The following is a 25763-nucleotide window of genomic DNA, read 5'->3' as shown; positions in this document are numbered from 1 at the left end:
GACCTGCACATCAACGGCGCACGCCTCGATAACAGCGAGGGCGGCAAGGTGCTCTCCGACACCACCGTTGGGCTTGAAAGTCGCGCAAATCATCAACGCCAGCAACGGCCTGATTTTCAGCAAAGGCGCGAGCACCCTCAGCGGCATCGGCGTGAGCAACGTCGGCGGGCGCATCGTCAGCCAGAAGAATCTGGAGCTGACCTTCGACGAGGCCCTGGACAACCAGCAAGGCCTGATCAGCAGCGAAGGGCAGATGACCCTCACCGCTGGCAGCCTCGATAACCGCTTGGGCAAACTGTCGAGCCTTGAAGCGATGGCTCTGACCGCCTCCGGTTCCGTGCTGAGCCAGGGCGGCCTGATCGCCTCGCAGAAAGGTCTGACGTTCAAGAGTGGCAGTCTGGATAACAGCGACAACGGCATCATCAGCGCCAAGGCCGATTCGACCCTGGCCACCGGCGACTTCAAGAACCGGCAGGGCGGCAGCCTCGCCACCGACGGCACGCTGTTGCTCACGACCGCGCACCTGGACAACTCCGGCGGCACTATCGGCAGCCAGAAGAAGCTTGAAGCTTCGGTCACTTCGCTGGAACAGGACGGCGGCGAGCTGTTCAGCAACGGCGACCTGACCCTGGACATGAACAACGGTCTGCTCAATAACCAGCGCGGCAATCATTCATACGCCGGGTCAGTTGCTGCTGAAAAACCTCAAGGACGTCGACAACAGCGCCGGCGAAATCTCTGCCGCCAAGGCCTGGGCCGTCGACGCGCAAAGTCTGAACAACGACGGCGGCAAACTGCTGAGCAATGAAAAACTCAGCCTGGTTATCGACCGTGCCCTGAGCAACGTCAAAGGTCTGATCGCCTCGGCTGGCCTTGAATCGCGCAGTGCCAGTCTGGACAACAGCCACGGTGAAATACGTGGTCGTGGCGATGTCGACTTCAGCGTCACCGCAATGTTCGATAACCAGGACGGTGTGGTCATCGCCGACAACGGCCTGACGATCATCGCCGCCACTCTGGATAACCGTCAGGAAGGCCTGATCGGTTCAACCAAAGCGCTGAACCTCAGCGTCGACCGTGTCGACAACCGCAACGGTGAGCTGTCGAGCAAGAGCGATGTCAGCCTGATCGGTGCCTGGCTCGACAACAGCGACAGCGGTTACATGCTCGCCGGTGGCAATCTGGCGCTGACCGTCAACGACGTCATCAACCGCAACAAGGGCCTGCTGTCCGGTGACACCGGGCTGACGCTGACCGGCAAGACGCTGGAAAACAGCGGACGTCTGACCAGCCAGAAAGACCTCGCGATCAACCTCTCTGCGGATCTGAACAACGCGCAAGGCAGCGTCGTCAGCGAAGGCGCCTTGGCGATCAATGCGCAAAGCCTCAACAACAACGCCGGCACCGTCTCCAGCGCCAAGGCGCTCACCATCGACACGCGCGGTGCGGTCAGCAACCAGGGCGGCAGCCTGCTGACCGACGGCAATCTCACCCTCAACAGCAGTGCGCTGGATAACCAGCAAAAAGGTGTGATCAGCAGCAAGGCCAAACTGGGCATCAGCACCGGCGCACTGAATAACAACGATGGGGCGAGCATTTACGCCGCCGATCAACTGGAGATCCGCGCCGGCCAAGTGACCAACGCGACGGGCAGCCTCGGCGCCGGCAACTCGCTGATCGCCAATATCCAGGGCCTCGATCAACAGGGCGGCAAGCTGTTCAGCAGCAACGGCACGGTCACTGTGGATCTGAATGGCGGCGCACTGAACAACCAGGGCGGCACCCTCAGCGCGCCGGGCCAGTTACTGCTGAAAAACCTCGCCGACGTGAACAACCGTGGCGGCGAGATTTCCAGCGACAAGGCGTTTGAACTGATCGCCAAGTCGCTGGACAACAGCGGCGGGCAACTGCTGAGCAACCACAAGCTCACCCTGACCCTCGACAACGCGCTGACCTCGATCAAAGGCACCATTGCTGCTGCGGCGTTGCAGGTTCGCGCCGCGAGTCTGGACAACAGCGACGGCGGTGTATTGCTCAGTGACAGCGATATCGAGGTCAGCGTCGATGGCCTGTTGAAAAACACCAACAAAGGCAGCATCCGCGCCGCGCAACAACTGACCCTCAACAGCACCGGCCTGAACAATCAGGGCGGTACGCTGGTGGGTGTTTCCGGTGCCGCGATCGATCTGGGCGCCACCGCGCAGGACCTGAACAATCAGGACGGCCTGATCAGCAGCAAAGGGCTGCTGAGCATTGCCCATCTGCGCGACCTCAATAACCAGAATGGCGTGATCAACAGCAAAGGCGTGCTGAGCATCGCCACCCTGCGTGACCTGAATAACCAGCAGGGCGAAATCTCCAGCGTCAACAGCTTCAGCCTCAGCGGCAACAACCTCGATAACCGTGGCGGCAACCTGATCAGCAACGATCAGCTGACTGTTACGGCGGCCGATCTGAACAACCAGGGCGGTCTGGTCTCCGGCTGGAAGGGCGTGAGCCTTGGCGGCGGCAGCCTCGACAACAGTCAGGAAGGCGCGATCTCCAGCCAGCTCGGCAACGTCAACATCGACCTCAGCGGCGCACTGCTCAACCACAGCAAGGGCGGCATCGGCGGCCTCGGCGAGGTGAGCATCACCGCCGCCAGTCTGGATAACAGCGGCGGAACGGTCAGCAGTGACGGCAAACAAACCCTGAGCATGAACGGCGGCGCGATCAATAACGCTGCCGGGGGCCTGATCAAAAGTGGCGACACCCTCGACATCCATGCGGCCAGCCTGAACAACACTTCCGGCAACGTCATGGCGAAAAAAGCCCTGACCCTCATCGGCGGCCCGCTGAACAACACCAACGGCAGTCTGGTCGGCGACGACAGCGTCACCCTCGATCTGCTCGGCGCCCTGACCAACGTCAACGGCGCACTCGGCAGCGGCGGTGCGCTGCTGATCAAACGCTCTGCCAGCGTCGACAATCAGGGTGGTCAATTGATCAGCCAGACCCTGTTGAGCCTGCTCACCAGTGGCGATTTGAATAACAGTCAACGCGGCACCCTCTCGGCCAACGGCCAACTGGATCTCACCGTCGGCGGCACGTTGCGCAACGACGCCGACGGCCTGCTGTCCAGCCGCGATGCCGGCGTGTCCATCACCGCCGCCGCGCTGAACAACGGCAAAGGCGCGGTGCAAAGCATGACTGCGCTGAGCGTAAATACGGGCGCTGGCGCCATCGACAACCAGGGCGGCAAGATCATCGCCCAGAACGGCGACCTGACCCTCACCGCCGCCAGCCTCGACAGCCGTGGCGGGGTGCTCTCAAGTCTCAAAGGTCTGCTGCAAACCCGCCTGAGCGGCGTGTTACGCAACGGTCAGGGCGGCAAGATCGAAGGCAGTCGCCTGGACTTGCAAGCACTGGGCGGCATTTACAGTGACGGCGGTCGAATTGCCGCCAACACCGGAAACATCTTGCTCAACGCCGGTGGCGGCATGCTCGACAACAGCGGCGGCGGGATCTATGCCCGGGGTGTGGTGAAAACCACCGCCGGTTCGATGAATAACAACAGCGGCCAGATCAGCGGCAGCAGCATCGATCTGGGTGTCGACGGCAATATGAGCAACAGCAGCGGCCTGATCGAAAGCGCCAGCACCTTGGCGATTCGTGCGGCCAACCTCGACAACCAGGGCGGCAAACTGCGCGCGCTCGGCACCAGCGGCAAGACCGATTTCCAGATTGGCAGCCAGTTCGATAACCGTAATGGTCTGGTGGAAACCGCCAACACTGACTTCACCCTCGCCGCACCGAGTTTTCTCAACGCCGGCGGTTCGGTAACACATGTCGGACTGGGTGAGTTCGGCATCTCCACCGCCAACGTGATGAACGCTGGCGGCTCACTGGTAACCCGTGGCGGCCTGACGCTAAACGCGGACAGCTGGACCAACAGCAGCGTGATTCAGGCGGGGCGGTTGACGGTGAATGTCGGCAACTTTGTGCAGACCGCGAGCGGGCAGTTGCTCGCTTCCAATCAATTGGTGGGACGCGGTGGCAACTGGACGAATGAAGGCTTGATTGCCAGTGATGGCAGCCTTGATATCCAACTGACTGGCAATTACGGCGGCAATGGTCGAACGAGCAGTCTGGGTGATCTGCAACTGGACGCCTCCACCCTCAACCTGACCAGCGCTACGAGTATCGCGGCCGGGGGCAATACGATCGTAGGTGCGCGCGGTGGCTTGGCGAGCGTCAACAACTATGGCCGCCTCAGCGCCGCCAACAATCTGAGCCTGAATGCCGGCACCATTAACAACTACGGCACGTTGGCAGGCGCGTCGGGTATGAAGCTGACGGCCTCATCACTGCTCAACGATCAGGGCGGGTTCCTGTTCAGCGGTGGCGACATGAAGCTTCGCGTGGGCAGCTTCAGCAACAAGAAATCCGATGTTTACAGCCTTGGCGCAATCGACATCGCACGGGACGATGCCGGTAATCGCGCAGCGATGGTGGAGAACCTTTCCGGGACGATGGAAAGCACCGGCGACTTCTCGATCAAAGCGGATTCGATTGTTAACCGCAGAGACCAGTTCAAGACCGTTGCCGAAATGTACTCGTCGGATATCGGTGTGCGTTGCTATTCATGTGATCAACTTCCACTCAATTGGACAGATCTCCAGGGAGGCAAACTACCGTCCCACCTGGTCTGGGAGCAAAAGTTTAAGGTCAGTATTTCGGAAGGAGAGAGTTCCAAAGCCGCGTCGATTACTTCCGGAAAAAACTTTGATGTTGCTGGTGGATCGTTCCTGAACTCGAATTCGTCCATCGCCGCGTCAGGAAACATCAATATCAATGTGGCCAACTTCGAGAACTCGGGTACTGCCACTGGCGATTATGTCTCCCGCAAATACGTCAATGGAGGGCTTTCCGTTGCTCAATGGAACGAAGTCGTTGCGTACAACATGTACAACGATGCGGACTACAACAAGGATCTGCATTTCTGGAACGCCAACGAAGACGATTCACGGGTAGTTTCCAAGGTCGTCAGATATGGGGTCAAAGGCGAGGCGGACAACTGGTTCCAGACGTTTGGCTCGACCATCATTTCTTTGAATAAACAGAGTCAGGCCGTCAGGTTCGGAGATTCGCTCTATTCCTCGGGCGTCAGAACGGAAGCTCCAGACTTCATAAAGAATGCCGTGTTCAGTGAAAAAATCGTCACCTCCGACCCTTCAGGGTTCGCCTCGGCGATCATTCAGGCCGCCGGCAATGTCACCATCAACGCCAGCAACAAAATCAGCAATGGAGTTGAAAAAGCCTACAGCGCGGGCGCTGCCGGGACCTCTCGTAACGCCAACACAGGCGCGACCGGTACTGGCAAACCCACCGTCATCAGCCTCAACAGTCAGCTACCACCGGACCTGGCTCAGCAACAGGTCAACCCGCTGACATTGCCCGGCTTCAGTCTGCCAGTTGGCGACAACGGCATGTTCCGCCTGAGCGGCAAAGGGGGTAGCGAACAATCCTTGGTACCTGCGCCGTCCTGGACCATCGATACGCTGTCCGGCGAGTCCACACGTCATACGGTCGGCATGCCTGCTCGGCCGTCGACCCAGTTCCAGTTCGACAATAACGACCCGGTCTCGGTGAAAAAACGCGACCTCGCGCTGAGCGATGCAGCCTCGCTGAATCTCAATGACCGAACCGCTCAGTTCAACGTAGGTGCAACCGCCGCTGACGGGCCAGTCGGTGTGCTGTTGCCTGCTCGGGGCAACCCTGCCTTTGATGTACCACGCGTACAAGGCTTGCCCGACACCAGCGTGCGCTCCAACCCGCACAAATACCTGATCGAAACCAACCCGGTACTCACCGACCTGAAGAAATTCGAGAGCTCGGATTATCTGTTGCAAAAGCTCGGCTATGACCCGGACATCAGCGCCAAGCGTTTGGGTGACGGTTTCTTCGAACAGCGGATGATCCAGCAAGCGGTCGTCGAGCGTACGGGACAGCGTTTCATCGACGGCCAGACCTCCGACGAAGCGATGTTCAAGTACCTGATGAACAACGCCATCGCCAGCAAGGATCAGCTCAACCTGTCGGTGGGCGTCACCCTGACCGCGCAACAAGTGGCGGCACTGACCCACGACATCGTCTGGCTCGAAGAGCACGAAGTGAATGGTGAGAAAGTGTTGGTGCCAGTGCTGTATCTGGCTCAGGCGAATAACCGATTGGCGCCGAACGGGGCGTTGATTCAGGGTAACGACGTGACGTTGATTGCCGGTGGCGATCTGGACAACGCCGGTACGCTTCGGGCTTCGAACAACTTGTCTGCTACAGCTGCTCTCGATATGACCAACAGCGGTCTGATTGAGGCCGGCAACCGTCTCGAATTAATGGCCGGTAATAATATCGTCAACAAATCGGGCGGCATAATCGCCGGGCGCGACGTCAGTATGGTGGCGCTCACCGGGGACGTCATCAACGAGCGTTCAGTAACGGGTGCAGAGTTCAGTCAGAATGGTTATGCCCAGTATCGTGGTTATCTGGACAGTGCCGCCCGCATTGAAGCTGCCAATGATCTGACCATCAGTGCGGCGCGAGATGTAATCAGCAGCGGCAGTGTCATGGCCAGTGGTCGGGACACCAGAATCGAGGCAGGTCGTGACGTCAATATCGTATCGGCACAACAGATAAGCATCGAAACCGGCGGGCGAGAGCGAAGTTCGATTACTCAAGTCGGCTCAAGCGTAAGTGGCGGACGCGATGTAGCAGTGAGCGCTGGCCGTGACTTCACTGCGATAGCCAGTGCGATTGATGCCAAGCGCAACGCTGTCATTCTGGCTGAAGGCGATGTGACAGTGGCCTCAGGTGCCGACGAAAGTCATTCTTACTCGAAGACCAAAAAGCTCACCACGCAAGAAGATCACGTTAAACAAGTTGCCAGCACCATAACTGCCGGCGGCAACGTAGCGATCCGTGCAGCTAACGACCTCGCATTGATTTCGAGCCGTATCACTGCTGGCGATGAGGCCTATTTAGTTGCTGGAAATAATCTCGACGTGCTCGCGGCACAAGACAGCGACTATTCGTTATACGACAAAAAGAATAAGGGGAGCTTCGGCAAGAAAGAGACCCGACGTGACGAAGTCACCAAAGTTACTCATGTCGGCAGTGAGATCAACACCGGCGGCGATCTGGTATTGGCAAGTGGTGGTGATCAGCGCTATCAGGTTGCAAAGCTGAACAGCGGTAAAGATCTGGTTCTTCAAAGCGGCGGTTCAATCACCTTTGAGGGGGTTAAGGACCTCGATCAGGAAAGCCATCAAAAAAGCAGCACCAGCATGGCCTGGAACTCCATGAACGGTAAGGGGCACACCGACGAAACCCTGCGCCAGAGCGAACTGGTCGCACAAGGGAATCTGGTGATCAAAGCTGTTGATGGTTTGCATATCGACGTCAAAGACATCAACAAAAAAACAGTCAGCGAAAGTATCGATGCGATGGTCAAGGCCGATCCTCAGCTGGCTTGGCTTAAAGAGGCCGAGAAGCGTGGCGACGTCGACTGGAACTTGATTAAGGAGACTCACGAGTCTTTCAAGTACAGCAGCTCGAGCCTGGGCCAAGGTGCGATGCTAGCAATCATCATTGTGGTAACGGTGCTCACGGCAGGCGCGGCGAGCGCTGCTGTGGGTAGCGTTGCGGGAGCTGGCGTCGGAAGTGGATCGGCAATGGCAGCGGCTGGTAGCACCGCTATGGTCCAGGCAGGCACCGCGGTGGGGACCGCAGCAGCTGGTTGGGGCAACGTGATGGTTTCCAGCGTTCTCACTTCGATGGCCGGTTCTGCCGCTGTGAGTACGATCAACAACCGTGGGAATGTTGGTGCCGTACTTAAAGACATCACATCCAAAGACAACTTGAAAAACTATGCCGTCGGGGCTGCTACTGCCGGGTTTACCAGCGGTTATCTGGATGATGCGTTTGGCGTGACCGGCGAAAACGTCAACAAGGCTACTCACGGTTTTGATCTGAGCAGCCTTGAAGGTATCGGTAAATTCAGTGCTTATTCCGGTGCACAAGGATTATTCCAGGCGGGTGTCAGTACGGCAGTAAATGGCGGGAGTTTCGGAGACAATCTTGGTTCGTCAATGACTGCTCAGGCGCAAGCCGTTTTGCAGGCCGTGGCCTTCAACGCAGTTGGCGATTATGCGAAGAAACAAAAATGGCCTGATGGCAGTCTCCAGAAAACAATTCTGCATGCCCTCGTCGGCGGACTTCTGAGTGAGGCGGCAGGCAAGGGGTTCGCCACGGGTGCGGCGGCGGCAGGCGCCAACGAGGCGTTGAGCAACAGTTTGGCCGCAATTGTCAAAAACAATCCGAAGTTTCAGCTCACAGCATCGCAGTTGGTGGGTTTGACGGCGGCGGGTTTGGTAGGTGGGGACCTGCAAACAGGTATCGACATCGCCAAGAACGCTACTTCCTTCAACCGCCAGTTGCACCCGGATGAGATCAAATTTGCTTCCGATGATGAACGCGTAAATCGGTATGCCTCTGAAAGAGGGATTAGTGAAGATCAAGCTCGGACTGAGTTGCTACGCACGGCCGCAGCAATGGTGGACAAGGGCTGGAGCGCAGCCTTCAGTGAAAGCGACGGTAAGACCAATGCAGCGGCGAATTTCCTTCGAACAGAAGTTTCGCAGTCGCAGAATACGGGGTTATTCCGGGTCACTCTAGCTGACTACAACGACGAAAGGCTGGGCTTGAAGGAGCTGCTTAAAGACAGAGATTCAGTCAAAGCTCTGCTCGACCACATTGCTTTGGTCGATCCATACAAGTATCGGCATGATCCAAGGTATCAAGCCGAAATCCTCAATGCCAAGGGAGTAGGTAGCGCTGAAGGCTTCGCGGCCGTCATGGAGGGACTTGTCAGTTCCAGTTCGAAATCAGCGTTGTGGGTGATGGGGGCCGTCAATTGCCCTAGTTGCGCTGCTACCGATCTGGAGGCAGCTTTTGACTCGGTCATGAATTGGCCGGAGGAAGTTCGGCTCAAGGGGTATCTGGATGTCTTGCACACCATGCAAGGCAACGGAATTGACGTTGTCAGGGCGAACGCAGCTGTGGCAACGGCTACGGGTGTCGGACTAGGGCTGGTGTTGGATGGGGGATTGAATGGTGGTGCAAAAGGCACAACGGGAACCCCTGTAACGAAGGGGCCTTGCTGCTTTGCTGCGGGTACGAAAGTTTCTACACCGCAAGGCGACCGCGTTATTGAGTCGCTCAAGGTGGGAGATGTTGTCTGGAGCAAGCCTGAGAAAGGGGGCAAGCCGTTCGCTGCTGCCATTCTGGCAACGCATCAGCGTTCGGATCAGCCGATCTACCGCCTCAAGCTCAAAAGTGTTCGTGGCGCTGGCGCAGCGGAAGGCGAAACCCTGCTGGTTACGCCGAGCCACCCCTTCTATGTACCCGCCAAACGTGATTTCATTCCTGTCAAAGATCTGGAACCGGGTGATCTGCTGCAGTCACTGGCTGATGGCGATACCGAAAACACCTCGTCCGAAGTCGAATCGCTTGAGCTATACCTGCCCGAGGGCAAAACATACAATCTGACGGTCGATGTGGGGCATACGTTCTACGTTGGCGAGCTCAAGACCTGGGTACACAACACTGGGCCTTGTGATTTGCCTCCGGATTATTTTGCGGGTGGTGAAAAAGCTACTGGTGGCGCTGCCGGAAAGGTAGACGAGGTTATTCCTCCAGGAATGGATCGCCCATTCCGTCCGGTTAACCCAGAGTTTCCGCCGAGCAAGTCTGTTGTTGATGCAATGGAGAGCCCGCAAATTAAAAACATGGTGAGTTGTTCCAGGACAGACTGTTCAGATATTGCAAGCAAGTTGTTTGATGCTTCTGGTGGTAAAGGGGCGGTTATTGAAGTTCGCCCTGCGAGAGCTGGCGATTTAAATGTTTATGAGAATGGAGTTAAAGAGCCGGGTCAGTTTTATCACCAGGTCTATACTGATGGTCGATATGTTTATGATCCACGGCTATCGTCCAACCCTATTCCTAAAGGGGATTGGGAGCAGCATATTAAAAATATTAACCCGGGCGGAGTGTCGATCTCTGATAAGTTGAAGGGGTTGAAGTAATGGGCGTGACTAGAGTTTTAGACTCGGAAGGTGAGCTGCTTAATATTCTTCATGACTTGAATGCACTTGAGTGGAGAAAGTATGGGCAGCGTAATCCAGAGGTCTGGATGCGTGATCATTTTGAAAGAGAGGATCGTTCGAGATTTCCTCCATATATAGCTTTTCGATTTGAAAAAGAAAATGAATATATTATCTCTATTTTGAATGAGCTGATTGGTTCATATGATGGCTTGATTTCTTGGGTGCTGATAGGTTGTGAGCGTTATGCGTCCTCTGGCATGAATTGGGTAATTGAGCCCACATATATTAAGGAAGTAGAGACTAAAGCCCAATCTTTAGGGCACTCTTCTGAAAGCTATCTTGCCAAGTATGAGCCTGAGTTTGGCTCTATTGCCTTTGAAGACTTGGTTGGGTTAACTGAGTATATTCGTAAAAAATTCTCAGAATTGAACACGTAAATGGGGACAGGCCCTGAGGGATCCCCGATTTTTCTTACAGAAAATCAAGAAGTTGCAATATTGAAGAGACCTGCATGAGTCGGCAACTTGATTTGCACCACACAAATACAAGAAACCGACCCCATGCAGGCCATCCGATTTTTACACAGAGCGCTCGCTCAAGCACTGCCCTCTATCCATTCTCGCCGCCTGACATCACTGATGAGTTGTGTCAGTTCGTTACTGCATGGACATCGCCTGACGCTGACCGCTCTTGGTCGTTTCATGACGGGGCGCGCTTACCCCAAGCATTCGATCAAGCGCGTAGATCGGTTGCTGGGTAATCAACACTTGAGATCAGAACGTCCATTGTTCTATTGGGTAATGCTTCGGGCATTGCTGGGTTCGTTGAAGCATCCTTTGATCCTGGTCGACTGGTCTCGAATTGACGCTTCAGGCACAGCCTTTTTGCTAAGAGCATCGATCCCTCTGGCGGGGCGCTCATTTCCTGTTTATGAAAGCGTTCATGAGCGCGAGAACTGTCCCAAGTATCAAAACCGCCTACTCAAAACGCTGGCCGAATTTCTACCTGATGACTGCGTCCCGATTCTGGTCACCGACGCGGGTTTTCGGCGACCGTGGATGAAGGCTGTCGCCGCGCAGGGCTGGTTTTACGTCGCGCGGATAAGGAATCGCGAACTTTATCGTCGCGATCAAACTGACTGGCGACCGGTGAAGAATTTGTATGCTTTGGCTGCCGCCTCACCCAAGGCACTTGGTCGTGTGGAGATGACGCGAAGCGCCCCACACTTCATCGACTTGTACTGCGTACGGCACTGCGCCAAGGGCCGCAAACACCAACGCGTCACGGGTTCAATTGCAAAAAACAAACTGAGTCGACAGTCCGCCAGACGCGAACGTGAACCTTGGTTGCTTGCCAGCAACCTGGCTCAGGGCGAGTGGAATCCGGCAAAGATTGTGGCGGTTTACAAACGCCGTATGCAAATTGAAGAGGGCTTCAGGGATGTGAAAAGTGAGCACTTGGGATTGGGTCTGAATCTACACCGAAGCCATTGCCTGCATCGTATTGAGATACTGCTGTTGATTGCCGCTCTGGCCAATTACCTGCTCTTTTTAACAGGACTTCAGGCCCGAAAAAGTAACCTTGAGCGGCGCTATCAAAGCAACAGTCTCAGAGAAAAACGCGTGCTTTCATTGTGGCGACTGGGCCTGGAGTATTGGCGTAGATGCATAGAGTTCGGAGGCAGCGAAGACTGGGAAAATTGGCGTAGATGCATAGAGTTCGGAGGCAGCGAAGACTGGGAAAGATTGGAGAAAGCTCTGCGTGATGAGGTGCATCATCAGGCACAGAGCTTGGAGTAGATTTGTGGGGATCCCTCAGAGTCTGTCCCCGTTTTACACTGATTTGATAATGCACGTGGTCTGTCCCGGTCTTATTGCGGGTAGAAACCGCTGGAGAACAAAAATGCGGGTTGAAAGCTTGTTCAATCAGGCCAGAGGAATGGTTAAAGGGCTTTATTTTCACGCAATGGATGAGCTTGGGTTTCGTCCCGAGCAAGCGTTTGCCTATGCCCAGGATGATCTGGAACTTCTGCTGCGCAAAGATGCGCCCGGGCCGAATGCAATTCTTCAGACGGCCATTTATATGGAGGGACATCGTCGCGGTCTGAAGCTGTCGAAAGAAGATTCATACACGAGCGATATGTTGGATATTCTGGCGCAGACCTACAGCAAGTGCAGCGTTGATAATCTGCTTGAGGCAGATGTCGATGGCGATAGCTGGAGATTATCCAGTCGGACATGAAAACTGTCCGCACGCTTCTCCTTCTTTAACAGAAGTCGGCAAGTGGTTCTGTACAGGATGAGCCAGGAGGATAACGTGTTTTTCAAATTTCGCGATGTGGAAATTTGCCGGCGCCACGAAAGTTATTTCATCAAGTACGACGCGGGTAATCACGTGGATGTCATGCGTGAGGATGAGATTTCGGAACAGGAAGCGCTGACCGCAGCCACGGGTGAGGAAGCGGTTATTAAGTTTTTGTTTGAGTTGCAGGAGCGATTGATCCGTGAGGGTGTTGACCCTTATTTTTCAAATATTGAATGAAGATCGATTAAGTCAAACATTGCAAAATCGAAAGATCGTAGCCTGCGGCAGCTCCTACAGGGGATTAGCTGCCGCAGGCTGCGATCTTTTGCTTTTACTTCGGATAAAGCGGCGGCAACCCACTGTCGCCCACTGGGTCGTGTACGCGCTCAGCGGTCGGAATCGTGCGGATCGCTCGCCACAAATCTTCACCTTGCCAATGCTGCCCCGTTTCGCTGTACAGCGCACCGTTGAGCCCGTCGAGGGCATCCGACAAGGGCACAAACCGCGCCGCCATGTCCGCCAGGGTTTCCGGCTGTTGACGTGCCCACGCATCCAGCGCCTGCCGTGTCGCTTGCGGGTCGTTGGCTTGGCTCGCACGCTTGATGTCATCCAGCAGCGTGCGCGGGCTCGGGCCGGTTTGTGCGGCGCGATGCACCGCCGGTTGCCAGCGTGCGCGCCACCACAGGCCAAAGCCGAGCAGGGTGGTGCAGGCCAGAATCAGGGTGCTGAGTTTCCACCACCACAGCACATCGTTATCAACGACGCTCGGTTGCAGGGTGCCGGCCGGGGTGTCGACTTGCAGGCTTGGGTTGTTCGCCACTTGCAGGGTGCGCGCCGGCAGGCTGCTGTGTTCCAGATGATCTTCGAAGGTGTTCCACCACACCACGTCCACCGTCGGCAGTTCGATTGCACCGCTACGGCTGGGCACCAGCGCTTCGCGTTCTTCGCGGCTGCCGATCAGGCCACGGTCGCTGCTTTGGTTGGTCAACACGGGTTGATCGGGGTAACGGCGCAGGCCGTTGACGTCGGTGGCGGGCAGCGCCGGCAGTTGCGAGCTGGCCAGGCCCTCGACTTTGAGTGTCAGGCTGCGCGTCAGCGAGTCGCCGACCTGAGTATGCTCAGGCTCGGGGTTCCAGCTTTCGCTGAGGCTCAGGCTGCGCGCCGGCAACCACGGGGCATCGGCGGGGTAGGTCAGGGGTTTCGGTTTGACCGTCAGCGGGATCTCTGAAGAACTGACACGCATCAGCTTGCCCGGTTTCGGACCTTGCGCGCTTGCGTCCTGAGCGGGCTGAGTATCGACCAGTGTCGCGCTGAAAGTCTGCGGCGTAATGGTCAGCAACCCACTGTGCTGCGGGTAAATCGCGTAGCGCATTTCGATCACGCCGTGACGCACACCGTTGATGTCTTTCTCGTAGGTGCGGGTATCGCCCAGTTGTTCAATGCGCGCATCGGCAATTTGCAGCGGGGTCAGGCTGCTGTCGTCGTACAGCGACACCGAATGATAGATGCGCAGGGTCAGGATTGCCTGGGCCTGCACGTACACGCTGGGCTGGTCGAGGCTGACTTCGATGAATACCGGGTCGAGGCTGTTTTTGTCTTCGCGGGTGTCGCTTTCGACCACTTGCACAGTGATCGGCTGGCTCTGCACATCACCCATTTGCAGCGGCGGAATCACCACGCTGCCATTCTCTTTGGGCAGCAGCGTGATGATCCAGCGCGTGGTTGCGCGGTTGTCGCCATTGAGGGTGTTGAGCTGGTTGACCTGCCGCGTGCCGCGCACTTCGAACAGCGGTTCCAGCGGTGTCAGGTCGGGTTTGCCGAACTGCGTGACATCACTGGTTTCGAGGGTGAGCTCGACCGTCTCGCCGGAATTCAGGCGACTGCGATCCACGCTGGCGGTCAGCTCGGCCGCCTGGGCGGTGGCCGAGCAGATCAGCAGGGGCAGCAACAGAGCGGTGAAGCGGGTCATCGAGTGTTTTCCTGATCCTGATGTTGTTGCTGTTCGTACCAGAATTTGCGTCGCAGCAGTTCGCCCGGGTCATCCGGGATCTTGCCTAGCCATTGTTCCAATGCCTGGCGCTGCTCGCCTTCGAGGTTGTCCTCGCCGGTATGCAGCGTCGGTGCGGTGTTCTGCTCTTCCTCATCGCTGCCCGGCACTTCGTTGGGACCTGGCTGCGGTGGGCTGGTCGGCGGCGGCTCGCTGGCGGGCTCGGCCGGTTGCGCGTCGCTTTGCGTTTCACTTTTTACTGCCGGTGGCGGCGCAGTCGCGGGCGGTGTTTCGTCGCCCGGCAGACTCTGTTCGTTCGGTTTGCTTTCCGGTTCGGCGGGTGGTGGCGCGTTTTTCTGCTTCAGCAGATTTTCCACCAGAGCCTTGTTGGTCTGCGCCGGGCGCAGATCCGGTTGCAGTTCCAGCGCCTGCTCGTAGGCGTCTATCGCGGCTTCCAGCTCACCACTTTTTGCCAATGCATTGCCACGATTGTAGTGGGCGCGGGCATCGCTGCCCTCGGCGAAGCGCTGGGCGGCGCCACTGTAGTCGCCGGCTTCGTACAACGCCACCCCTTGCCACTGGTGATCTTCAAAATGTTGCGCCGCTTCAGCGGGGCGTTTCTGCTTGAGCAAGTGCAGGCCCTGTTGGTCCGGGCGCAGCCACAAATCTTCAAAGTCGAAAGCGTAGCTCGGCTGCGGCAGGCAGAACAGCAGCGGCAGGCAGAACAACCAGCCACGACGTCCGGCACAGGCCGCCAGCAACAACAGCGGCAACAATAGCCAGTAACCTTGATCGGCCCAAGTGTCGAGGCGTACGGTCTGGCCATCGTCGCGCAAACTGCGCGGCCCGTTGAGCAGGCCAAGCGCACCGAGATCCGCTTCGTCGAGTCGGGCCGGGTGGTACTCACCGCCGACGCTGTTGAGGAAAGCGCTCAAGCCAGGGCTGTCGAGCTGCGGCACACGGATTGCGCCTTGCTCGTCCTTGAGGAAGCTACCGTCCTCCTGGGCAATCGGCGCACCTTCAGCGGTGCCAACGCCGAGCATCAGCAGTTGCGCAGATTGGCCACTGAGCGCACGGCGAATGCCTTGACGTTCATCTTCGTTCAAGGACGAGCCGATCAGCAGAATCCGCCCCTGACCCAGTGCGCCCTGTTTCAACAGGGCCAGCGCTTTGCTCACCGCCAGATCGGCGCGATGACCGCTTTCCGGCATCAACGATGGCTTGAGTGCATCGAGCAGATTACGACTGGTCGCCAGGTCATCCGACAGCGGCACCAAGGTGTGCGCGCTGCCGGCGTAGACGACGATGGCGGTCTGCGCATCGCTGCGCGCCTGCAGCAGGTCGAACAGCTTGCGCCGCGCCTGTTCCAATCGGCTCGGTGGCGAGTCGGTGGCGAGCATCTCCGGGGTCAGTTCAAGTACTACCACCAAGGGATCGGCGGGTTTCTGGCTGGTCTGTTCGACGCGCTCCCAGCTCGGCCCGAGTAGCGCCAGAATGGTCAGCAGCCACGCCGCGCCCAGTGCGATCCACGGCAGTTTGCTGTCGCGACCGTTACCGCCGCTGAGCAGGGTGGCGTGAAACGCCGGCGGCAGAATCATCTGCCAGCGTCCGGCGCGTTTTTGCCGGTGCCACAGTTGCCAGAGCAACCAGCCCAGCAGCGGCAATAACAGCAACCACCAGGGACGGAACCAGTGCGGCCAGAGCGCGATCATCGGCGCCTCCGCAGGCGCAAACGCTTGAGACGCTCGCGCCAGTCAGGCAGCGGACTTTGCAGATAAAGCTCCTTGCTGAACAGGCGTTGCAGCGGGTTATCCGGCCACAATTCACGGGCGACCAATAACAGGCTCAACCACAGCGCCAGTGCCAGTGGCCAGTGATACAAGGCTTGTGCCGGGCGCGCCTGAGTCGGTTGTTGAGTCACTGGTTCGAGCTGGTCGAGTGTGTCTTTGATGGCTTGCAGTTCCTTGCCATCGTGAGCACGGAAATACTGGCCGCCAGTGACCTCGGCGATGGCTTTCAACGCAGGCTCGTCGAGGTCCAAGCTCGGATTGACGCCAAGCAGGCCGGTCGAGCCGCTGTCCTCGGGGTTGGCGCCGATGCCGATCGGGTAGATTTTCACGCCTTCGCTGGCCGCGAGTCTGGCGGCGGTCAACGGATCGATCTCACCGCCATTGTTGGCGCCGTCGGTGACCAGAATCAGCACGCGGCTTTGTGCCGGACGCATGCGCAGGCGTTTCAGTGCCAGACCAATGGCGTCGCCGATAGCGGTGTTTTTGCCGGCGATACCGATCCGCGCCTCGTCGAGCCAGACGCGCACGGTACGTCGGTCGAAGGTCAGCGGTGCTTGCAGATAGGCCTGACTGCCGAACAGGATTAAACCGACCCGGTCGCCATCGCGGCTTTCAAGGAAATCGCCAAGCAGATGCTGAACGAGGGAGAGGCGGCTGACGTCTTCGTCCTGCCACTGCATGTCGGGGAAATCCATCGAGCCGGACACGTCTACCGCCACCAGCAAATCACGACCGCTGGCGGCAATCGGTAATGGCTCACCCAGCCATTGCGGGCGGGCAGCAGCGGTCAGCAGCAACAGCCACAGAAGCATGAACGGCGCTTGTTGGCGCCACGCCGGCAGATTGGCGCGGGCACGGCGGCGGGCGAGACCTTCCAGATCAGCGAGGAAGCTGACCTTCAGCGCCGGCTCGCCGCTGTCGGCCACCGGCAGCACCAGACGCATCACCCACGGCAGCGGCAACAGCACAAAGATCCACGGCCAGGCGAACTCAAACATGTTTGCGAATCCACGTGTCGACGGCTTGAGTCAGGCCGGCAATGGCTTTGTCGTCGAGTTTGCATTCCGGTTTGTAGGCGCCTTCGACCAACACCATCCAGCGCGTCAGGCCGGCCGCCGGGCAGCGATTGTCGAGGAAGGCCAGCCATTTACGCCCGTTGAGGGTGTGGCTCTGGCTGTACGGGTAATGGTTGCGGCACAGACGTTTGAGCAGGCCGTTGAGTTGTTGCAGCCAAGCGCCGGCCGGAGCGCCGTCGTAGGGTTTGGGCATTTGTGCCAGTTCGGCGAGGGCGGCGATGCGCACCGGGTCGAGTGGCTGTTCGGCTCGCACGATCGGGCGTTTCTTCATGGGAATGAAACGGCGCAGCTTCCACGCGGCGAAACCGAGCAGCGGCAATAACAACAGCAGCAGCCACCAGCCCGGCGCCGGTGGCCAGAAGGCAATCGGTGGCGGCGAGATCAGCGGCTGCAGTTGTTCGAGGCCGTTCATCGACCTTTCCCCGGACGCTGCGGATTGAGGAACTCGCGCATCTGCTCGACCATCTCGCTTTGCGTGCTCAGCGGCATCAGCAGCACGCGCAGCTTTTGCGCGAGCAGTTCCCAGCGGGCGATTCGCGCTTCGGCTTGCGCGCGGTAGGTCTGGCGCAGGTCAAAGTTGAGCGTGTCGATTTCAAGCTGCGCGCCACGTTCGGCAAATCTCAAAAGCCCGGCAGCGGGCAGGGCGTGATCCAGCGGATCAGAGATTGGCAGCATCAGCAGATCGCAGTGACGCGATAGCAGGCTCAGCTGTTGTTCGGCGCTGTCGGACAGTGCGCGCTCGTCGCAGATCACGATGGCCAGGCTGCCGGGGCGAAGCACTTCGCGGGCGCGGCGCAGGGCGACGCCAAACGCATCGCGATCCGGTTCGCGCTCGCTGTGTAGCGACTGATTGACCTTCACCAGCCGGTTGAGCAGTTGCAGCAGGCTCTGTTTGCTGCGTCGTGGCTTGATTTCGTAGTGCTCGTTGTCGCCAAACACCAGTCCGCCGACGCGGTCGTTGTGCCCGAGCGCCGCCCAGCCGATCAGTGCCGCCACTTGCGCTGCCAGCACCGATTTGAACATCAGTCCCGAGCCGAAAAACAGCCGCGTGCTTTGCTCGACCATGATGAAGATCGGCCGTTCGCGTTCTTCATGGAACAGCTTGGTGTGCGGCTCTTGCGTACGCGCGGTCACGCGCCAGTCGATGGTGCGCACGTCGTCGCCGGCCTGATAGACCCGCACCTGATCGAAGTCGACCCCACGGCCACGGAATTTCGAGTGATGCAGGCCGATCAGCGGGCTGCGCTGACTCGGCGTGGAAAACAGCTGCACTTCACGCACACGGTGGCGCATCTCGATCAGGTCGGTGAGGCTGATGCGGATGCCCGGTTCGGACGGCAGGGGGGCGTTCATGGGGGTCAAGCGACGGCTACGACGTCGAGAATCCGCTGCACCACCCGATCCTGATCGATGCCGGCGGCTTCGGCTTCAAACGACAAAATGATGCGGTGACGCAACACATCGAACAGCACGGCTTGAATGTCTTCCGGGCTGACGAAGTCGCGACCGGCCAGCCAGGCATGGGCGCGGGCGCAGCGGTCGAGGGCAATCGAGCCACGCGGGCTGGCGCCATAGGCGATCCACTCGGCCATTTCCGGGTCGAACTTGGCCGGCGTGCGCGTGGCCATGACCAGTTGCACCAGGTATTCCTCCACGGCGTCGGCCATGTACAGACCGAGGATTTCCTTGCGCGCGGCGAAGATCGCCTGCTGGCTCACGCGGCGTTCCGGCTTGGTCTCACCGTTCAGCGCTTCACCACGTGCTTGCTGGAGGATGCGGCGTTCGACGGCGGCGTCGGGGAAGCCGATTTTGACGTGCATCAGGAAGCGGTCGAGTTGCGCTTCCGGCAGCGGGTACGTGCCTTCCTGCTCGATCGGGTTCTGCGTGGCCATCACCAGAAACAGCGGTGACAGTTCGTACGTGCTGCGGCCGACACTGACCTGACGCTCGGCCATGGCTTCGAGCAGCGCCGATTGCACCTTGGCCGGCGCACGGTTGATTTCGTCCGCCAGCACCAGATTGTGGAAAATCGGCCCTTGCTGGAACACGAAACTGCCGGTTTCCGGGCGATAGATCTCGGTGCCGGTAATGTCGGCCGGCAACAGGTCGGGGGTGAACTGGATGCGATGGAACTGGGCTTCGATGCCCTCGGCGAGTTCTTTGATCGCTTTGGTCTTGGCCAGACCCGGCGCGCCCTCGACCAGCATGTGGCCGTCGGCGAGCAAGGCGATGAGCAAACGCTCGATGAGTTTTTCCTGGCCGAGAATCTGCGTTGAAAGAAAGGTTCGCAGCGCCAGCAGCGCTTCACGATGTTCCATCGGTGACTGTTCCTGGAAAGGGATGGCCACCGGCGTTCGGATAACGCCGGGGCTGGGGGCGTTACTTTAATCCATCGCGGGGGGTGGCGACTAACGGCATTTTGCGCAAAGTGCGGGAAATGACTGGGGGAATTGTTGGATTTTTGTAGCAGGGGAGTGATTGGTTGCCTGTACCGGCCCTATCGCGAGCAGGCTCACTCCTACAATGGATCGCCGTACACCGACCTGTAGGAGTGAGCCTGCTCGCGATGGGGCCAGTCCGGCCGGCATCAAATTTCGTTAATGAAGGTGCCAGTACCATCAAGGATGTTCTTCAGGGTCTCGACAACCTCATCCATATCCACCATATCCGGGTTAAAGCTGATCTCCAGCACATCATCGCCATTCAGCACGTCGGCATCCGCCGCCGCGATCTCGATCTTTAGCAGCGTCGAAGTCAACGTGACCTTGACGCCGTCGAGCGTAGAAGGCTCGCCATCCAGCGTAATCTCCAACTCATCCTCGTCCGGATAGCGGCTCATCAGGAACATGTCGCCCTTGTCGCTATGGCAGCAGAGCATGGCCATGTTGTCTTCTTCGTCGTCGCACGGGTTGACGATCAGTAGGGCGGTGGTCATTTGCATGGTCAATTCCTGCCTCAAGGGGCGTGTTGGTCGCTAATGGGCGCGATTCTGCCAGCCCTCGGGAATTTCTGCATGTGAGAGTGTCAGAGGATGTGTCGTGAACACGACGTGGGTCAGTGGTCATTTCTGGCACGCATGTACCGTAAAAACGGGGATTCAGACCAGCGTTTTGCGCCACGAGTGCTAGTGTTTACCGGTGCGAAAGCCCTCGTTTACGTGCCAATGACCGAATATGTCGCAGCACCGCAAGCAGACACATTGTCGCACCCATTAAGCTGCGCAACGGATGAGCACCCGTAAAGGCATTGTCGGTAGCCCTGGCAGTCGTTTTTGCAGATGCCCATTCTATGGAAGGTGAATGTGACCTGAGTGTCTCGTCCAGCTTCACCCACCTGTCCCCCTGTTTCCTCTGCCCGAGAATCAGGAACAGGGCGACACAAGCCCCGAAAGGGGTGTTGCACGCGACGCTTTCCATCAATAACAAGCTTAAGCGGAGTACCACAGATGGCGTTCTTCACCGCAGCCAGCAAAGCCGACTTCCAGCACCAACTGCAAGCGGCACTGGCGCAGCACATCAGTGAACAGGCACTGCCACAAGTGGCGCTGTTCGCTGAACAATTCTTCGGCATCATTTCTCTGGACGAGCTGACTCAACGTCGCCTCTCCGACCTCGCTGGCTGTACTCTCTCTGCGTGGCGCCTGCTTGAGCGCTTCGATCACGCGCAACCGCAAGTGCGCGTCTACAACCCCGATTACGAACGTCATGGCTGGCAGTCGACCCACACCGCGGTCGAAGTCCTGCACCATGACCTGCCGTTTCTGGTCGACTCGGTCCGCACCGAGCTGAACCGCCGCGGCTACAGCATCCACACCCTGCAAACCACCGTGCTCAGCGTACGTCGTGGCAGCAAGGGCGAGCTGCTGGAAGTTCTGCCGAAAGGCACCCAGGGCGATGGCATTCTGCAAGAGTCGCTGATGTACCTGGAAATCGACCGCTGCGCCAACGCGGCCGAACTGAATGTGCTGAGCAAAGAGCTAGAGCAGGTTCTCGGTGAAGTCCGCGTCGCGGTCGCCGATTTCGAGCCGATGAAAGCCAAGGTGCAGGAAATCCTCACCCAGCTCGACAACAGCGCGTTTGCCGTCGATGCCGACGAAAAGAACGAAATCAAAAGCTTCCTGGAATGGCTGGTGGGCAACCACTTCACCTTCCTCGGCTACGAAGAGTTCGTGGTGACCGATCAGGCCGATGGCGGCCACATCGAGTACGACCAGAACTCCTTCCTCGGCCTGACCAAGCTGCTGCGCACCGGCCTGACCTACGATGACCTGCGCATCGAAGACTACGCCGTCAACTACCTGCGCGAACCGACCCTGCTGTCGTTCGCCAAGGCTGCGCACCCAAGCCGCGTGCACCGTCCGGCCTACCCTGACTACGTGTCGATCCGTGAGATCGACGCCGACGGCAAGGTCATCAAGGAACACCGCTTCATGGGCCTGTACACCTCTTCGGTGTATGGCGAGAGCGTGCGGGTCATCCCGTTCATCCGCCGCAAGGTCGCTGAAATCGAACACCGTTCCGGCTTCCAGTCCAAGGCTCACCTGGGCAAGGAACTGGCGCAGGTCCTCGAAGTGCTGCCGCGTGATGACCTGTTCCAGACCCCGGTCGACGAACTCTTCAGCACCGTGATGTCGATTGTGCAGATCCAGGAACGCAACAAGATTCGCGTGTTCCTGCGCAAAGACCCGTACGGTCGCTTCTGCTACTGCCTGGCCTATGTGCCACGCGACATCTATTCCACCGAAGTTCGCCAGAAGATCCAGCAAGTGCTGATGGAGCGCCTGAAGGCGTCCGATTGCGAATTCTGGACATTCTTCTCTGAGTCCGTGCTGGCTCGCGTACAGCTGATCCTGCGCGTCGACCCGAAAAACCGTCTCGACATCGATCCGCTGCTGCTGGAAAAAGAAGTCGTTCAGGCCTGCCGCAGCTGGCAGGACGACTACGCCGCACTGACCGTCGAAAGCTTCGGCGAAGCCCACGGCACCAACGTGCTGGCTGACTTCCCGAAAGGCTTCCCGGCTGGCTACCGCGAGCGTTTTGCCGCGCATTCGGCCGTGGTCGACATGCAGCACCTGCTGAGCCTCAACGAAAAAAATCCGCTGGTGATGAGCTTCTATCAGCCGCTGGGTCAGGTCTCTGGCCAACGCGAGTTGCATTGCAAGCTGTATCACGCCGACACGCCGCTGGCGCTGTCCGACGTGCTGCCTATCCTGGAAAATCTCGGCCTGCGCGTGCTGGGCGAGTTCCCGTACCGTCTGCGTCACACCAATGGCCGCGAGTTCTGGATTCACGACTTCGCGTTCACTGCCGCTGAAGGCCTGGACCTCGACATCCAGCAGCTCAACGACACGTTGCAGGACGCGTTCATTCACATCGTCAGCGGCGATGCCGAAAACGATGCGTTCAACCGTCTGGTACTGACTGCCGGTCTGCCATGGCGCGACGTCGCGCTGCTGCGTGCTTACGCGCGTTATCTGAAGCAGATTCGTCTGGGCTTCGACCTGGGTTACATCGCCAGCACCCTGAACAACCACACCGACATCGCTCGCGAACTGACCCGGTTGTTCAAGACTCGCTTCTATCTGGCGCGCAAACTCAGCGACGACGATCTGGAAGACAAGCAACAGCGTCTGGAACAAGCGATTCTGACCGCACTGGACGATGTTCAGGTGCTCAACGAAGACCGCATCCTGCGTCGTTACCTTGACCTGATCAAAGCGACCCTGCGTACCAACTTCTACCAGACTGATGCCAACGGCCAGAACAAGTCGTACTTCAGCTTCAAGTTCAACCCGCACGCGATCCCTGAACTGCCGAAGCCAGTGCCGAAGTTTGAAATCTTCGTCTACTCGCCACGCGTTGAAGGCGTACACCTGCGCTTCGGTAACGTCGCCCGTGGTGGCCTGCGCTGGTCCGACCGTGAAGAAGACTTCCGTACCGAAGTCCTCGGCCTGGTAAAAGCTCAACAAGTGAAGAACTCGGTCATCGTGCCAGTGGGCGCGAAGGGCGGCTTCCTGCCGCGTCGCCTGCCATTGGGCGGCAGCCGTGACGAGATCGCGGCCGAGGGCATCGCCTGCTACCGCATCTTCATTTCCGGTCTGCTGGACATCACCGACAATCTGAAAGACGGCGCACTGGTGCCGCCGGTCAACGTCGTGCGTCATGACGACGATGACCCGTACCTGGTCGTGGCAGCGGACAAGGGCACTGCAACCTTCTCCGACATCGCCAACGGCATCGCCATCGACTACGGCTTCTGGCTGGGTGACGCGTTTGCCTCCGGTGGTTCGGCGGGTTACGACCACAAGAAAATGGGCATTACCGCCAAAGGCGCGTGGGTTGGCGTACAACGTCACTTCCGCGAGCGCGGCATCAATGTTCAGGAAGACAGCATCACCGTAGTGGGCGTCGGCGACATGGCCGGTGACGTGTTCGGTAACGGCCTATTGATGTCCGACAAGCTGCAACTGGTCGCTGCCTTCAACCACCTGCACATCTTCATCGATCCAAACCCGAACCCGGCGACCAGCTTCGTCGAGCGTCAGCGTATGTTCGAGTTGCCGCGTTCGGCCTGGACCGATTACGACACCAGCATCATGTCTGAAGGTGGCGGTATCTTCTCGCGCAGCGCGAAGAGCATCGCTATCTCGGCGCAGATGAAAGAACGCTTCGACATCAAGGCCGACAAGCTGACCCCGACCGAACTGCTGAACGCCTTGCTCAAGGCGCCGGTGGATCTGCTGTGGAACGGCGGTATCGGTACTTACGTCAAGGCCAGCACTGAAAGCCACGCCGATGTTGGCGACAAGGCCAACGATGCACTGCGCGTGAACGGTAACGAACTGCGCTGCAAAGTCGTGGGCGAGGGCGGTAACCTCGGCATGACCCAACTGGGTCGTGTTGAATTCGGTCTGAATGGCGGCGGTTCCAACACCGACTTCATCGACAACGCCGGTGGCGTTGACTGCTCCGACCACGAAGTAAACATCAAGATCCTGCTGAACGAGGTGGTTCAGGCCGGCGACATGACCGACAAGCAACGCAACCAGTTGCTGGCGAGCATGACCGACGAAGTCGGTGGTCTGGTGCTGGGCAACAACTACAAGCAGACTCAGGCGCTGTCCCTGGCGGCGCGTCGTGCCTACGAGCGCATCGCTGAGTACAAGCGTCTGATGGGCGATCTGGAAGGCCGCGGCAAGCTGGATCGCGCCATCGAGTTCCTGCCGACCGAAGAGCAACTGGCCGAGCGCATCGCCGATGGCCATGGCTTGACCCGTCCTGAGCTGTCGGTACTGATCTCGTACAGCAAGATCGACCTCAAGGAGCAGTTGCTGGGTTCCTTGGTGCCGGACGACGATTACCTGACCCGCGACATGGAAACGGCGTTCCCGCCGACCCTGGTCAGCAAGTTCTCCGAAGCCATGCGTCGTCACCGCCTGAAGCGCGAGATCGTCAGCACCCAGATCGCCAACGACCTGGTCAACCACATGGGCATCACCTTCGTTCAACGACTCAAAGAGTCGACTGGCATGAGCCCGGCGAACGTGGCGGGCGCTTATGTGATCGTGCGCGACATCTTCCACCTCCCGCACTGGTTCCGTCAGATCGAAGCGCTGGACTACCAGGTCAGCGCTGACGTCCAGCTGGAGCTGATGGACGAGTTGATGCGTCTGGGCCGTCGCGCTACGCGCTGGTTCCTGCGTGCCCGTCGCAACGAGCAGAACGCTGCCCGTGACACCGCGCACTTCGGTCCGCACCTGAAAGAGCTGGGTCTGAAGCTCGACGAACTGCTCAGCGGCGAAATCCGTGAAAACTGGCAGGCGCGTTATCAGGCGTATGTCGAAGCCGGTGTGCCGGAGTTGCTGGCGCGTATGGTTGCGGGCACCTCGCACCTGTACACCCTGCTGCCAATCATCGAAGCCTCCGACGTGACTGGCCAGAACCCTGCAGAAGTGGCGAAAGCCTACTTCGCCGTGGGCAGTGCGCTCGACATCACCTGGTACCTGCAACAGATCAGCGCGCTGCCAGTTGAAAACAACTGGCAAGCCCTGGCCCGTGAAGCGTTCCGTGACGACGTCGATTGGCAGCAACGTGCGATCACCATCTCCGTCCTGCAACAGGGCGACGGCACTCTGGACGTGGAAGCACGTCTGGCGCTGTGGATGGAACAGCACGAAGGCATGATCTCGCGCTGGCGCGCCATGCTGGTGGAAATCCGTGCGGCGAGCGGCACGGACTACGCCATGTACGCGGTGGCCAACCGTGAGCTGCTGGATCTGGCCTTGAGTGGGCAAGCGGTGGTGGCACCTGTCACTGCCAATGCCGAGCCTGAGCTGGCTTAAGTAAGCGCAGAATGAAAAAGCCCCGGTATCGTGAGATGCCGGGGCTTTTTTCTGCCTGAGGTTTTTGTGTTGCCTGTTCTGGCCCCATCGCTGGCAAGCCAGCTCCCACAGGTTTTGTGTTGC

13 protein-coding genes and 1 pseudogene are annotated in these 25763 nt (G+C 58.6%); 7 read left to right on the top strand and 7 right to left on the bottom strand.

Going from position 1 to position 25763, the window contains the following annotated elements:
- Positions 1-67 precede the first annotated feature (67 nt).
- From JFT91_RS29745 to JFT91_RS20840, 6 genes and pseudogenes are all read left to right on the top strand, one after another.
- Complete coding sequence (locus JFT91_RS29745; protein ID WP_347340646.1) at positions 68-808, top strand: hypothetical protein; 741 nt, start codon at positions 68-70, stop codon at positions 806-808.
- Between the two features lie 157 nt (positions 809-965).
- Positions 966-10121 (top strand): annotated as a pseudogene (locus tag JFT91_RS20860) (DUF637 domain-containing protein); the annotation flags it as partial.
- The gene (locus tag JFT91_RS20855; RefSeq protein ID WP_201233695.1) at positions 10121-10579 is read left to right on the top strand and encodes a hypothetical protein; all 459 of its coding nucleotides are present in this window, start codon (positions 10121-10123) and stop codon (positions 10577-10579) included. The pseudogene JFT91_RS20860 and the gene JFT91_RS20855, both read left to right, overlap by 1 nt.
- Before the next feature lie 123 nt (positions 10580-10702).
- Positions 10703-11941 carry an IS4 family transposase gene (locus tag JFT91_RS20850; protein ID WP_201233694.1) on the top strand — a complete coding sequence of 413 codons (1239 nt, stop codon included), beginning with the start codon at positions 10703-10705 and terminating at the stop codon, positions 11939-11941.
- Positions 11942-12044: 103 nt separating this feature from the next.
- A complete protein-coding gene (locus JFT91_RS20845) occupies positions 12045-12383 on the top strand; it encodes a hypothetical protein (RefSeq protein ID WP_201233693.1) in 339 nt (112 codons plus the stop codon).
- 75 nt (positions 12384-12458) lie between these two features.
- Positions 12459-12683, top strand: a complete 225-nt coding sequence (locus JFT91_RS20840) for a hypothetical protein (protein WP_201203045.1) — start codon at positions 12459-12461, stop codon at positions 12681-12683.
- A 94-nt stretch (positions 12684-12777) separates the two neighbouring features.
- On the opposite strand, the gene JFT91_RS20835 is transcribed toward JFT91_RS20840, so the two are convergent.
- The 7 genes from JFT91_RS20835 to JFT91_RS20805 form a co-directional block, all read right to left on the bottom strand.
- Positions 12778-14415, bottom strand: a complete 1638-nt coding sequence (locus JFT91_RS20835) for a BatD family protein (protein WP_201226711.1) — start codon at positions 14413-14415, stop codon at positions 12778-12780.
- A complete protein-coding gene (locus JFT91_RS20830; RefSeq protein ID WP_201233692.1) occupies positions 14412-16145 on the bottom strand; it encodes a tetratricopeptide repeat protein in 1734 nt (577 codons plus the stop codon). The genes JFT91_RS20835 and JFT91_RS20830 overlap by 4 nt, the downstream gene beginning before the upstream one ends.
- On the bottom strand, positions 16142-17221 hold the full coding sequence (locus JFT91_RS20825) for a vWA domain-containing protein (RefSeq protein WP_201226709.1): 1080 nt from the start codon (positions 17219-17221) through the stop codon (positions 16142-16144). The genes JFT91_RS20830 and JFT91_RS20825 overlap by 4 nt, the downstream gene beginning before the upstream one ends.
- Positions 17214-17711 carry a DUF4381 domain-containing protein gene (locus tag JFT91_RS20820; protein ID WP_064119837.1) on the bottom strand — a complete coding sequence of 166 codons (498 nt, stop codon included), beginning with the start codon at positions 17709-17711 and terminating at the stop codon, positions 17214-17216. The genes JFT91_RS20825 and JFT91_RS20820 overlap by 8 nt, the downstream gene beginning before the upstream one ends.
- Entirely contained in the window at positions 17708-18652 is a 945-nt protein-coding gene (locus tag JFT91_RS20815; protein ID WP_201226708.1) for a DUF58 domain-containing protein, read from the bottom strand. Before JFT91_RS20815 ends, JFT91_RS20820 begins: the two co-directional genes overlap by 4 nt.
- 5 nt (positions 18653-18657) lie before the next feature.
- Entirely contained in the window at positions 18658-19617 is a 960-nt protein-coding gene (locus tag JFT91_RS20810) for an AAA family ATPase (protein WP_003218556.1), read from the bottom strand.
- Positions 19618-19886: 269 nt separating this feature from the next.
- Complete coding sequence (locus JFT91_RS20805; RefSeq protein WP_201233691.1) at positions 19887-20240, bottom strand: hypothetical protein; 354 nt, start codon at positions 20238-20240, stop codon at positions 19887-19889.
- Positions 20241-20744: 504 nt separating this feature from the next.
- Here JFT91_RS20805 and JFT91_RS20800 point away from each other — a divergent pair.
- On the top strand, positions 20745-25640 hold the full coding sequence (locus JFT91_RS20800) for an NAD-glutamate dehydrogenase (RefSeq protein WP_201233690.1): 4896 nt from the start codon (positions 20745-20747) through the stop codon (positions 25638-25640).
- Positions 25641-25763 lie beyond the last annotated feature (123 nt).

It is taken from the genome of Pseudomonas sp. TH08, assembly GCF_016651275.1.
GTDB lineage: Bacteria > Pseudomonadota > Gammaproteobacteria > Pseudomonadales > Pseudomonadaceae > Aquipseudomonas.
The sequence above is the reverse complement of the archived record's forward strand: the minus strand, read 5'-3'. Positions and strand labels throughout refer to the sequence as shown.

Coding starts and splice junctions, on each gene's coding strand:
- JFT91_RS20855 (WP_201233695.1), top strand. CDS start 10,121: ATGGGCGTGACTAGAGTTTTAGACTCGGAAGGTGAGCTGCTTAATATT.
- JFT91_RS20850 (WP_201233694.1), top strand. CDS start 10,703: ATGCAGGCCATCCGATTTTTACACAGAGCGCTCGCTCAAGCACTGCCC.
- JFT91_RS20845 (WP_201233693.1), top strand. CDS start 12,045: ATGCGGGTTGAAAGCTTGTTCAATCAGGCCAGAGGAATGGTTAAAGGG.
- JFT91_RS20835 (WP_201226711.1), bottom strand. CDS start 14,415: ATGACCCGCTTCACCGCTCTGTTGCTGCCCCTGCTGATCTGCTCGGCC.
- JFT91_RS20830 (WP_201233692.1), bottom strand. CDS start 16,145: ATGATCGCGCTCTGGCCGCACTGGTTCCGTCCCTGGTGGTTGCTGTTA.
- JFT91_RS20825 (WP_201226709.1), bottom strand. CDS start 17,221: ATGTTTGAGTTCGCCTGGCCGTGGATCTTTGTGCTGTTGCCGCTGCCG.
- JFT91_RS20820 (WP_064119837.1), bottom strand. CDS start 17,711: ATGAACGGCCTCGAACAACTGCAGCCGCTGATCTCGCCGCCACCGATT.
- JFT91_RS20815 (WP_201226708.1), bottom strand. CDS start 18,652: ATGAACGCCCCCCTGCCGTCCGAACCGGGCATCCGCATCAGCCTCACC.
- JFT91_RS20810 (WP_003218556.1), bottom strand. CDS start 19,617: ATGGAACATCGTGAAGCGCTGCTGGCGCTGCGAACCTTTCTTTCAACG.
- JFT91_RS20805 (WP_201233691.1), bottom strand. CDS start 20,240: ATGCAAATGACCACCGCCCTACTGATCGTCAACCCGTGCGACGACGAA.
- JFT91_RS20800 (WP_201233690.1), top strand. CDS start 20,745: ATGGCGTTCTTCACCGCAGCCAGCAAAGCCGACTTCCAGCACCAACTG.